This is a genomic window from Rhodococcus sp. OS5 (assembly GCF_056837585.1).
This window is the reverse complement of the sequence record NZ_CM166368.1, coordinates 1,369,569-1,381,278: the sequence shown is the minus strand read 5'-3', so window position 1 is coordinate 1,381,278 and position 11,710 is coordinate 1,369,569. Positions and strand designations below refer to the sequence as shown.

Sequence of the window (11,710 nt, the reverse complement as noted above, 5' to 3'; positions counted from 1 at the left end):
TGCATGATCGGGAAGTGGCGAACACGCGACACTGACAAACCCGCGACACTGACATCGGGCCCACTCACACATCGCGCAGAGCAGACACAACGTGCAGCCAGGCTGAACTCTACTGCGTCATTGGTCTTTTCACCACCGCAACGGAGCCTCGAAACTTCCTAGACATCGTCAGTCGACTGTGCCGACCATGAAAGGGTCACATACCACAGCGGGCCGTAGGACCAACGTCCGTCGACGACCAACTACGCAACTTGCCGCCGGAAGTTGATGCATACCAACCGAACAAGGCATCATGCCCCTCACCCTGCGATGCACGAGCGGCTATCCCAGCATCTCCCCCGGCCACAGCTCGCTCGCTGACGGACTTTGGTCCCGGGCACACGGCCACTTCCCCTCGATGCCTACAACACCCACCCTCCGTGAAGGTTTCACCGGTTTACGGCCTTCCGAGACCTCGGTAGGTCCACCCTGCGTCACGCCAGGTGGTCGGTTCCAGACAGTTACGTCCGTCGATGATGACCTTCTTGCGGACGACAGGTTCGAGGTCCGACGGCAACAACTTTCGAAACTCGGTCCACTCGGTCAGAACCAAGACGACATCAGCTCCTGCACACGCGTCAAGTGCACTCGAAGTGTAAGTGAGGGTGGGGAACAACGCCTTCGAGTTTCCCATGGCCTTCGGGTCATAGACATTGACGGCAGCGCCTTGCAGCTGAATCTGGCCGGCAACGTTCAGCGCAGGTGAGTCGCGCACGTCGTCGGAGTCAGGCTTGAAGGCTGCACCGAGAACCGCCACATTGGCTCCGAGTAGAGAACCACACGCTTCTCGAGCCAGTTCGACCATCCGAGTACGACGACGCATGTTGATATTGTCGACTTCGCGTAGGAATGTGAGTGCTTGATCTGCTCCCAGCTCACCAGCACGTGCCATGAAAGCACGGATGTCCTTCGGTAAGCAGCCCCCACCGAAACCGATTCCGGCGTTGAGGAATCGCCTACCAATTCTCTCGTCGTGGCCGATGGCATCGGCAAGAACGGTCACATCCGCACCTGAAGCCTCGCACACCTCCGAGATCGCATTGATGAACGAGATCTTCGTTGCCAGAAATGCATTGGCTGATGCTTTGACCAACTCCGAAGTCGCAAGGTCGGTCACAACAAAGGGAATACCTTCGTTCAAGAGTTGCTCGTACACTTCACGCGCAATCGATTCCGCACGTCCGGGTCGATTGCGGTCGACCCCGAGCACAAGCCGGTCCGGGTGAAGCGTGTCTTTCACCGCGTAGCCTTCCCGGAGAAATTCCGGGTTCCACGCCACCTCCACGTCTTGTCCGGCAGGCGCCAGTTCCCGTGCCCGCGCACCCAATCGCTCTGCTGTACCGACTGGCACAGTTGATTTCCCGAAGATTACGGTCGGCCTGGTCAAGAGGGGTGCGAGTGTCTCGATCACCGAATCGACAAAACGCATGTCGGCCGCGAACTCCCCCTTCTTCTGCGGCGTACCGACGCCGAGGAAGTGGATGTCGGCGAACTCTGCGGCCTCCTCGTAGGAAGCCGTGAATCGAAGACGTCCCGCGGCTATGTTGCGGCGCAGTACTTCCTCGAGTCCCGGTTCGTAGAAAGGAACCTCCCCAGCTTCGAGCATAGCGAGCTTGTTCGGATCAACATCCACCCCGAGAACCTCGTGACCCAACTCGGCCATGCAAGCTGCGTGTGTCGCCCCGAGGTAGCCTGTGCCGAATACCGCAATACGAGAAGTCATAACGATGTCTGCCTGTCGAAGTCGAGTTTACGTCGAATAATGCTGTAGTACTTCATGTCCTGATCGAATCGACGTTCTGTCGATACCACTCCACGGTCGATGCGATCCCCGCACGAAGATCAATCTTGGGCTGCCACCCCAAATCTCGAAGCTTCCCGATGTCAAGCAACTTCCGCGGCGTCCCGTCAGGTTTCGAATGATCCCATTCGATCTCGCCGTCGAACCCGATCTCGTCCGCCACGATCGCAGAGATCTCCGCGATGCTCTGGTCCTCGCCTGTACCAACATTGACGTGTTCTGCTCCGTCATAGTGGTCGAGCAAATGAAGGCAGGCATCCGCCATGTCGTCGACGTGGAGAAACTCGCGCCTCGGCGTCCCGCTGCCCCAGTTCACGACTGAAGCAGCTCCATCACGGCGCGCGTCGTCGAAGCGTCTGATGAGGGCTGGCAGCACATGAGAGCCCTTGGCAGAGAAGTTGTCACCCGGGCCGTAGAGATTGGTCGGCATCGCGGCGATCCACGGACGCCCGAACTGCTTTCGAACAGCCTGTACCTGCAGGATTCCCGCGATCTTGGCGATGGCATATGCATCGTTCGTCGGTTCCAAATGACCGGTCAGCAAATATTCTTCGCGAATCGGTTGAGGAGCGAATTTCGGGTAGATGCAGGATGATCCGAGGAACAGCAGGCGATCTACGTCGAACTCGGCCGCCGCGTCCATCACGTTCACCTGGATGCGAAGGTTGTCGGAGATGAAGTCCACCGGCAGTGTGCTGTTCGCCAGTATCCCGCCCACCTTGGCTGCCGCGAGGACCACGTTCTTCGGCCTCTCGGCGGCGAAGAACTCGAACACGGCACCGCGGTCGCGAAGATCGAGTTCGGCGGACGTGCGACCGACAAGGCGATTGAAACCGTCGGCCTCCAAACGACGCCAGATCGCTGAACCCACGAGTCCACGATGGCCCGCGACGTACACCGCATCGTTCCGATCGAGGGACTTCTGCGCGTACTCCCCCGTCATCGGGCATGCTCCCAATCCACCAGGTTCGGGCGGTCGATCCAGGGCTTGCCCTCACACTTCAGAGCCTCTATGTCCGCATCGACCATGATTCGAGCCAGCTCGGGGGTATGTACAGTCGCCTTCCAGCCGAGCTTCTGCTCCGCCTTACCTGCATCTCCGATCAACGCGTCTACTTCCGTCGGCCGCAGATAGCGCTCGTCGAAGCGCACATGATCTTCCCAGTTCAGACCCGCGTGCTCGAAGGCCACCGTCAGGAAATCCTTGACCGAGTAGTTACCGCCTGTCGCGAGCACGTAATCGTCCGGCTCGTCGGCCTGAAGCATCCTCCACATTCCCTCCACGTACTCCGGCGCGTAGCCCCAGTCGCGGATTGCATCGAGATTACCCATGTACAAATCGTTTTCCAGGCCGGCCTTGATGCGCGCCACCGCTCGCGTGATCTTGCGAGTTACGAATGTTTCGCCTCGCCGCGGAGATTCGTGGTTGAACAGAATTCCGTTCACGGCAAAGATCCCGTACGCCTCGCGGTAGTTCTTGGTGATCCAGTACGAGTACACCTTCGCCGCACCGTACGGCGATCGCGGATAGAAGGGAGTCTGCTCGTCCTGCGGAGGCGGTGTCGCACCGAACATCTCGGAGCTGGACGCCTGGTAGAACCTGCATTCGAGACCAGCCATCCGGACTGCTTCGAGCAACCTGATCGACCCGATTCCCGTCGTGTCTCCGGTATGTTCGGGCTCGTCGAAACTTACCCGTACATGTGACTGCGCTGCGAGGTTGTAGACCTCGTCCGGGCGTATCTGTGCGAGAAGAGTGACCAAACGCGCCCCGTCGCTGAGATCTCCGTAATGAAGGAACAGTTTTGCATCCGGCGTGTGGGGATCCACATACATGTGATCGATTCGAGCCGTATTGAACGTGGACGATCTACGAATAAGTCCGTGGACCTCGTATCCCTTGCTCAACAACAGCTCGGCCAGGTATGAACCGTCTTGGCCTGTAATTCCGGTAATCAGTGCGCGTTTCACTTGAAACTCCGTCCTCGAAGCAGATACTTGTCTGCGAGTAGTCATCGGCCGAATTGTGTTGTGTGGGAGCAGCGAACCCACAACCAGAACTGAGAAACCCTCACGGCATTACTGCCTCCTTGATCCGCGATCTCAGATCCTCCAGTTCCGCGGCAGCGGAATCCATTCCGCGAGAGATTCGGGTAGATTCGTCGTGCCCTAGATTCAAGCTGCCACCTGTCGCATCGTCCATCCAGGAGGCCTGCGGTGCGAGTACCGGTTCCAGCGAATCCCTCAGCTTCGGTACCGAACTACTACCCGACATCACCGGTATCGATCCGCCTCGAGCGCTCAGGATCAAAACATGGAGGCGGTCACTGACGGTTACGGCGGCGCGCTCGTACAGGGCGCGGACAGCCGACTCCTGTTGCCGATGGGTCGTGTCATCGTCCCATCCCACGTAGGGAATACCCAGCGTCGCAGCAACTTCGCGGTTGTGGCTGTCGTCCTCGACAACCTGGCAACAGGCCATCAAATCCAAACCATTTGCCGAGAACTGACTTTGGATCGACCGAAGGGACGCGTAGTTCACCGGTCGGTCATGCCGAAGTGAAAGCAAGGCTATTTCTCGGCGCGCAGATTCTCGGCCAGCAGACTTCGCTCCGTCGGATACACCGGCCCCGAACGCGAGATCGGGATAGAACCGACTCTTACCTCGCAGGTACTCACACGTCCTTTTGTCACGTGCCGCGTAGACGTCGGCTACGCCGACGAGGATCTTCTCGGGTACTGCCGCCATTGGGCTTCGTACCTCGATCGACCGTCCCAAAACGAGGACTCGTGTACCGAACATGCGAAGCACCGCAAAGACTGTCACCAACAACGAGTGCTTGACGACGCTTGCTGCTGATGCCCCCAGAACCGCCGGCCCAGGTGCCATCACGATCACTGCCCGCTTTCGGCGCACTGTATCGGACAAAATCGCTCGCCAGAAGTTGATACCCGAATCCATCACCTCGTCGGTTGGTTCCCAATCGAAGGCATCGACGTACTCCGCGCTCATACTGCCCGAAAATACAACGGGTCTGAACCCCAGTTCACGCATGTAGTCGACTGCTGTTCGGCGTATCTCGATGTCACCCAGATTGCCCTGAGCTGCTGCGATACTCATGAAGAACCTACGCATGGGGATCCCTCCTCATTGCAACGACAACGACACAGGTCAGCAATGCGGTTTGAAGTACATAGCTGAGCGAGAGCGACCACCCCGCTCCGAGCGCCCCGTAACGGGGGGCAGCCAGCACGATTCCGACGAGGCAGATCAAGGTGCTCACAACCGTTATGTAGGAGACGATTTCAACTCTGCCCGTACCTTGCAGGATCGCATTCAATTGGGACGAGATCGCTGCGAAGATCAAACTGAAGCAGACGACCTGCATTACCGGTACCGCGTCTACGTACGCATCGCCCAAAATCGGTGGAACGAGTACAGGGATGACAGCTGCGATCACACCGAAGATCACCGCGCTTGCGATGCATACGTACATCGCGGGTCGCAGAATGCCCTGGGTGATTCGCCCGGTCGTCGAGCGCGCCGCCGCAGGCATGAGAACTGCCGCAAACGATGTGGGAATCAGCCGCAACGGAGTGGTGATACGACTCGTCACGCCGTAGATTCCGGAGACGGCCGGTGACGTGACAAGTCCAACCAGCAGTACGTCGAAGTTGCGCGTCTGAGTAGCAACGGAATTCAACCAGAAGTGCGAGGACTTGCCGATGATCGACTTGTACGAGCGTCTCGATCTGACACGAGTGATCGCCGGTCCGAGCCGAATGGCCACGAAGACAGCGATCATCGAAGAGAACGCGAGGCCCACGGAATACCAGAACACTGCGTCGACTCCTGCGAGCCAAGCGGCCGCAACAAAAACGAGAGCAAGTGCTCGCCGGAGGAGCAACGACACCGCGTTCTGCCAGGTATTCCCGTCAGCGAGTGGTAGCGAGAGCAGCGTCTCGACGTAATTGTCCAGAACAACCCAAGCTGTCAACGGCACTACGAACCAAAGCTTCGGCTCGAAGACCGCGGCTACCGCCGCGGTAAATGCCAGCAATGCACCGACGGCCAGGTTGGCGCGGCGCGAGAACTCCAAGGTCGACGCGATGAGGGGTTCCTGGTCACCCAACGCACGGATCCGAACCAGAAATGGGGTGAACCCGAAGTTCAGAATGGTCTGAAGCACCAGTCCGACACCATAAGCCGCAGCGAAGATTCCAAAGCCGGACGGACCGGAGATACGCGCGAGTAGGACCATACTCAGTGCCTGAATCAACGCACCGACAAGACGTCCGCCGGCGATTCCCGTGAACTGAACCACCAAGGGGTTCGTCATCACCTTCATGTTCCACCACCCGGGCACTCGAACGAGTGCGGAACCCCGGCGCAGCGCGGTCGTGCGCCCTTCATGGTCGTCCGATCGACGAAACCGGGGCGCGGACGATCGAACTCGCCGGAACATCGGATGTAACAAGGCAATTTGCGCCGATAACCGAGTGGTCACCGACCGACGTGCCGCGGAGAATTGTGGACCTGGCCGCAATCCACACTCCGTTGCCGATGACGATCGGTCCGTTGTCGAACTCGAAAGTCCGTGACTGTCTGCTGTGACTGCCCGCGCACAGAAAGACGTCCTGCGAGACACAACTGTTCGACCCGATACTCACCGGTTCGAGATTGAGGATCCATGCTCCCTCACCCACCCAAGTGTTATCACCGATCGACAGTTTCCACGGCCAATGGATCTTCACGCCGTGCCGAATCAGGACTCCATCACCGATCTCAGCGCCGAACAGTCTGAGAATGGCAACTCGTATGCGTGCCGGCACGAACCAGGCCCGGAACAGTGGTGCCACCGCGAGCCAGGCGACCTGCACTGATGCCGGACGTCCCTTGTCGTATCCTGCCCCGGTGAATTCGCCGAGGGAGAGCTGCGGGTGTGTCATCGCGCTCGGGCTTGCGTCGGTCGAGTCGGCAAACTGTCTCGATTGATGAGTCCGTCGAAGAGGTCACCGAACGCGGTGGTGGCAGAGCCGGGAGACAAGGTTTCGTGCACGTACTCCCCCCCGTTTCGCGCGAGTTGAGCGGCACGGACGGGGTCGGAAACCAGCATCTCTATTTCACGTACCAATGCTTCCGGATTTCCGGCGTCAACACGTACTCCCGCCCCGGACAGGGCGATCTCCTCGCCGGAGGCACTGTCCGAAGATGTAGCCGCGACGACAGGTACCCCTGAAGCGAAATACGATGTAAGTTTGCTCGGAACGGCCATACTGCGAAGATCGGCCAACTCGTTGAGAAGTAATGCGTCCGCTGCTCGCAGCACATCGGTGAAGTCCTCGCCGCCAACAGGATCCATGAATTCGATCCCAGTGCATCCCTCGGACAGCTCTTCGAGATGGGCCCGCTGATTCCCATCCCCCATCAGCACGAATTTGATGTCGGACTGGCGCGGCCCAAGTAAATGCGCGGCGTTCACCACGTTCTCGAGCCCTTGCTTTGCACCCATATTGCCGGCATGCAGAACTATCTTCTGTTCCGGCCCCCAGCCCAATCGCTTTCGCGAATCTTCTCGGGTGCAGGCAGACTGGGAGAGATCCAGGTGGGTCCAGTTCCTGATGACTGTGACGCTGCTCGAGTCGACTCCGAGGTTGTCCTGCGCATGCTTCGCGAACCGCGGGTGGATCACGACGACGTGATCGGACTTTCGCAAGATCCAGGATTCGGCTCGATCGACGAGAGACGACAGGCCTCCGCTCAGCTGACCGGTCTCGGACGCGCCCAGTCCGTAGAAGTCCTGCACCCACAGCACCACGGGTGTGCGCGATCGAAGGAGCCTGGTCCTGATGACAAATGCCGCCGAGGACAAAAGTGTAGGACTTAAACACAGTATGAGGTCTGCTCGATGGAAAAGAGTCGCCCAGGTCGCCCTCAAAGCGAAACTTGCCTCCATCAGAATTCTTCGCAGGAAGCTGGGATTCCGGGGGATGTAATGACGAAGTCTTTGAACCGTCAGATTTTCTGACTGCTCTACGGAAGACAGACCTGAGAAGCCATCCATCTTTCGCCAGAATGGATAGTGCGGATACCCTGTCACTACCCTGACGTCAGCACCGGCATCCGCTATCGCATTTGCTAAACCCTCCGTGTACGGAGCGATACCGGTTGGCTCAGGAGAATAGTTGATTCCCACGATCAGGATTTTATTTCCCTGATTATCCATCGTGCTCATTTCCCTTTTCAGCTAACTCAGGACGGCAGTCCGTGCACAGCTTGCAGGTGTGCACTTCTCTGCGTGTCACTCTCGAATCGTTCGGCGACTTTCCGTGCCGGAACTCCGACATTCACCGAGAAACTCTCGACGTCGTTCGTCACGACCGAACCGGCTCCGATAACCGCACCGTCACCGATCTTCACACCGCTCAATATCACCGAACAGGCGCCTATCCATACGTCTGTTCCAATTTCGACAGAATCGCGTGCACCAGGCTGACGGTCCCCCACCCACGTCGACGCGAGCATCGGAATACCCACCTCGTCGATCGCGTGGTCTTCGCGCCCCACGATGTAGACGTTCATTCCGATCATGACGTGGGATCCGATGGAGCCGTCTACCTGAATAACGGTTCGGGGTCCGACGCTGACATTATCGCCGATATTCAGCCGGTGAGGCGCACTGATGATGGCTCCACGGCCGGCGTTGAAGTCGCGCCCTACTGAAACATTCCCGTTCGATATTGCGAGTCCATTCATTATTCCGCGAAGGGCTCGCCTGACACCTGACGGTAGGCGTGATCGGTTGCTCATCGTACGACCATCTCCTTGGGCCATCCCTCATTGTCGAATTCGACGACCTGACCTCGCAACGCAGCAGAGATCCCCGATGCCATGGTTTCGGCGGAATAGAGATCCCCTACCTTCGCTGAAACTTTCTCCGCTGGAACGGGATTGGAGACAAGATGCAAGAAGTAGTCTCGCAGCGCCGCAGCCAGCGACTCCTCGGTCGTCGGTGAGTAACTCTGCATAGGACCGACAGCAGCAAGTTCGATCTCGGGGGCGTGCGGGGCGTCCTCGGGGTACAGCATCGGGACTCCGAATCCCAAACTCTGAGTGACACTCAACCCGACGTATCCGGGAGAGATCGACATGATTGAGCGTGCGTAGATTTCAGCAAGTTCGATCGGACTTTCAATGCGTCCGTGTACCACAACGGACTCTTCCAGACCTAAATCGAGAATTTGCCGTTCTATCGTTTCCACCGCATTGCCGAAACCCACGATTTCCAACACGGCACCCTCGTCGACGAGGCCTGATTGGTGGAAAGCCGGAACCAATTGATCGACGTTCTTCTCGGCAACCAATCGGCCGACATAGACAATTGATTTACGCGATTCACCGGTGTTACCAGCGTTGATGTCAGCGCGTTTGTACAAAGAATTGGGTGCAACCCAAACTGGTTGGCCTGGAACCTCGAGCTTGGCTGGGACCACACTGGCGTACCCGTAAAGAATAGTCCCCTGAGACAAGCGGCGCATTGTTCTCCGAAGGAAAGCCGTCTTCGACGAAGAACCTTGCCTGGGATGCAAATGGCCCCAAAGAAGAGTACGGCGACGCGCTATTCGTCGAAGGACCAAAATACTCCACGATGTGAGACTACGGGGGTTCAAATCCAGGATAGTCACGGACGCTGAAAGCGGATTTTTCCAAGAACCCACCTGAAGAAGAACCTTGTCACCGAAGATTCCGATCCGTCGAACGCGGTCGTAGAAATCCGTGTCGATGCCAGTTCGTACCGTGGAATCCAACCCGTAGTCCGAAGCCAGAATATCGAGATTTCCTTCCTCCATCTCACGCAACACCTCGATGCACGGATTCCGATACGTTGGAATCACCGCCAAATACATCGAGTATTTTTTTGATGACATCGAGCCTGCTCCCCCAAAGTTCTCATCGAGCGCCACCGATTGGCCAGTGTGCATTGCGCAGTTCCCTTACTTCGGATCCCAGGCAGGGTTCGCCGGGAATGGCGAATCGGATTCGCGATACGAATACGAAAGACTGACTGACTGACTGACTGAACGGATCAGTATGCGCCGTCACTAGCCATTACGGCTTTGAGCGTCTTCACGACGATCATCACGTCCCCGACCATCGACCAGTTGTCGACATAGGACAGATCCAGCCGAACGGTTTCTTCCCACGAAAGATCCGAGCGCCCGCTCACCTGCCACAAACCGGTGATACCCGGTTTGACCAGCAGTCGCCTTTTCACGGCCCCGTCGTATGCCTCTACCTCACGCCTCAACGGCGGTCTCGGACCAACTACGCTCATCTCGCGCCGGAGCACATTGACGAACTGAGGCAACTCGTCAATCGAAAACTTTCGAATGACGCGCCCCACCTTGGTAACCCGAGGATCGTCACGCATCTTGAACAGGACACCGGCGCCCTCGTTATCCGACAGCAGGCTGTCGACCTGCGTATCTGCGTTCTGAACCATCGATCGGAACTTCAGCATCGGAAAGGGAACCCCGTCCAATCCCATTCGCTCCGACCGATAGAGCACAGGACCCCGACTGGTGAACTTGACTGCCAACGCCGTCACGATCAAAACGGGACTGATCAAAATGAGAATTACAGATGCGAAAACGACGTCGAAGGCTGTCTTGGCGAACCGTTGAGCACCGTGGTATCGCGGACGTTCGACGTGAATCAGTGGAAGGCCCGCCACCGGCCGCATCGACAGTCGCGGACCGGAAACATCCAGGATTCCCGGTGCCACAACAAGATCGACGTCCTTACACTCCAGATCCCAGGCCAGTTTCCGCATACCGTCGTAGCCGAGGTGTTCCGTCGCCGTAACCGCCACCGCATCGGCTCCGACCAAGTCGAGTGCGTCGGTCACATCGTGCTCGTCCCCGAGGACCGGTATTTCGTTGCCGTCGACCACGATGACTCTGTCGCGACGACCTAGTTGACTGGGTTGGCAGACGCCCACGACCCGGTACCCGTCACCGGGAGCTCGTTCGAAGGTTTGGGCCATTTTCTTGACTGCAACCGGGCTTCCCACGACTAAGACGGACGTCTGGAAATCGCCGCGCGAGCGCTTCCTCGCAATCACCTTTCGCCAGATCCAGCGGCTCGCCATCAGCGCGGTCAGACCGACAGGAAATGCGAAGGCCAGATAGAGCCGCGCGATGTCCAACTGCAACAGCAAGCTGACAATCGCAATGAGTCCGAAGAGGCGAACTGTCGCGACGAAGATTCGCCTGTACTCTTCGGGTCCGCTGCCGATCACACGAATCGAGCGAGTGCGAAAGATCCCCAACGACGATAACCACATCGCCGCCAATGCAATTGACACACCGGTGTAGCTGAGTTGCCCGAGGATTCCGGGGCTCACTGCGCGGCTGTCTCCACCGAATCGCAGCCATTGAGCCAGGAAAACCGTCGCCACGATGATCACCGAATCGCCCAGGAACAGCCTTCTGCGGTACGCCGTTTCCCATTCCCTCCGAGAAGTCGATCCGCGGCGGAGGTCGGGCACTGCGCGGGGAAGCGTGTGCTTGGTCTTGCCCAGTGTGGACACGTCGAGCGCCGTCACGTGATCAGTCCCTTCCTCATTCGTGGAATCCGTGTGTCGTTGAATCCGTGTGTCGTTGACAGGTGTTGAGCGTGATTCACCAGATTTGAGCAATCCACTGGAACAGCAAATTGCTCGCTTCGATCCGAAGAGTGCAATTGTTCGAGAATCGGAACGCTCTCACGCTCCGAGTGGATTACATTTCAGCACTGTCCGCGCGCAGGATCAAACGCAAAGTCGCCCCAGTTCAGGCCTGTAGTCGCCCGCACCCCTACCTATTCCA

The 11,710-nt window shown here is 58.1% G+C and carries 10 protein-coding genes; all 10 read right to left on the bottom strand.

Going from position 1 to position 11,710, the window contains the following annotated elements; genetic code table 11:
- Nucleotides 1–436: 436 nt before the first annotated feature.
- Entirely contained in the window at nt 437–1,762 is a 1,326-nt protein-coding gene (locus ACVZUB_RS06475; RefSeq protein ID WP_058038960.1) for a UDP-glucose dehydrogenase family protein, read from the bottom strand.
- A 52-nt stretch (nt 1,763–1,814) separates the two neighbouring features.
- Nucleotides 1,815–2,783 carry a GDP-L-fucose synthase family protein gene (locus ACVZUB_RS06470; RefSeq protein WP_042452275.1) on the bottom strand — a complete coding sequence of 323 codons (969 nt, stop codon included), beginning with the start codon at nt 2,781–2,783 and terminating at the stop codon, nt 1,815–1,817.
- Nucleotides 2,780–3,811, bottom strand: a complete 1,032-nt coding sequence (gmd, locus tag ACVZUB_RS06465; protein ID WP_181991934.1) for a GDP-mannose 4,6-dehydratase — start codon at nt 3,809–3,811, stop codon at nt 2,780–2,782. Before gmd ends, ACVZUB_RS06470 begins: the two co-directional genes overlap by 4 nt.
- Before the next feature lie 100 nt (nt 3,812–3,911).
- Nucleotides 3,912–4,976 carry a polysaccharide pyruvyl transferase family protein gene (locus ACVZUB_RS06460; RefSeq protein WP_064443238.1) on the bottom strand — a complete coding sequence of 355 codons (1,065 nt, stop codon included), beginning with the start codon at nt 4,974–4,976 and terminating at the stop codon, nt 3,912–3,914.
- Nucleotides 4,969–6,180, bottom strand: a complete 1,212-nt coding sequence (locus ACVZUB_RS06455) for a lipopolysaccharide biosynthesis protein (RefSeq protein ID WP_158170310.1) — start codon at nt 6,178–6,180, stop codon at nt 4,969–4,971. The genes ACVZUB_RS06460 and ACVZUB_RS06455 overlap by 8 nt, the downstream gene beginning before the upstream one ends.
- 70 nt (nt 6,181–6,250) lie before the next feature.
- Nucleotides 6,251–6,790, bottom strand: coding sequence for a DapH/DapD/GlmU-related protein (locus tag ACVZUB_RS06450; protein ID WP_064443236.1), 540 nt, complete (start codon nt 6,788–6,790; stop codon nt 6,251–6,253).
- Nucleotides 6,787–8,067: a glycosyltransferase gene (locus ACVZUB_RS06445; protein WP_164490553.1), complete on the bottom strand. Its 1,281-nt coding sequence runs from the start codon at nt 8,065–8,067 to the stop codon at nt 6,787–6,789. The genes ACVZUB_RS06450 and ACVZUB_RS06445 overlap by 4 nt, the downstream gene beginning before the upstream one ends.
- A 26-nt stretch (nt 8,068–8,093) precedes the next feature.
- Nucleotides 8,094–8,597 carry an acyltransferase gene (locus ACVZUB_RS06440; RefSeq protein WP_080657158.1) on the bottom strand — a complete coding sequence of 168 codons (504 nt, stop codon included), beginning with the start codon at nt 8,595–8,597 and terminating at the stop codon, nt 8,094–8,096.
- Between the two features lie 50 nt (nt 8,598–8,647).
- Entirely contained in the window at nt 8,648–9,805 is a 1,158-nt protein-coding gene (locus ACVZUB_RS06435) for a glycosyltransferase (protein ID WP_198174632.1), read from the bottom strand.
- A 122-nt stretch (nt 9,806–9,927) separates the two neighbouring features.
- Nucleotides 9,928–11,448 (bottom strand): sugar transferase, encoded by a 1,521-nt coding sequence (locus ACVZUB_RS06430; protein WP_064443494.1) that lies wholly within the window; start codon nt 11,446–11,448, stop codon nt 9,928–9,930.
- Nucleotides 11,449–11,710 lie beyond the last annotated feature (262 nt).

Bases quoted from the DNA above. Each gene is read 5' to 3' on its own strand.
- ACVZUB_RS06475 (WP_058038960.1), bottom strand. From the start codon at position 1,762: ATGACTTCTCGTATTGCGGTATTCGGCACAGGCTACCTCGGGGCGACA.
- ACVZUB_RS06470 (WP_042452275.1), bottom strand. From the start codon at position 2,783: ATGACGGGGGAGTACGCGCAGAAGTCCCTCGATCGGAACGATGCGGTG.
- ACVZUB_RS06460 (WP_064443238.1), bottom strand. From the start codon at position 4,976: ATGCGTAGGTTCTTCATGAGTATCGCAGCAGCTCAGGGCAATCTGGGT.
- ACVZUB_RS06455 (WP_158170310.1), bottom strand. From the start codon at position 6,180: ATGACGAACCCCTTGGTGGTTCAGTTCACGGGAATCGCCGGCGGACGT.
- ACVZUB_RS06450 (WP_064443236.1), bottom strand. From the start codon at position 6,790: ATGACACACCCGCAGCTCTCCCTCGGCGAATTCACCGGGGCAGGATAC.
- ACVZUB_RS06445 (WP_164490553.1), bottom strand. From the start codon at position 8,067: ATGGATAATCAGGGAAATAAAATCCTGATCGTGGGAATCAACTATTCT.
- ACVZUB_RS06440 (WP_080657158.1), bottom strand. From the start codon at position 8,597: ATGAATGGACTCGCAATATCGAACGGGAATGTTTCAGTAGGGCGCGAC.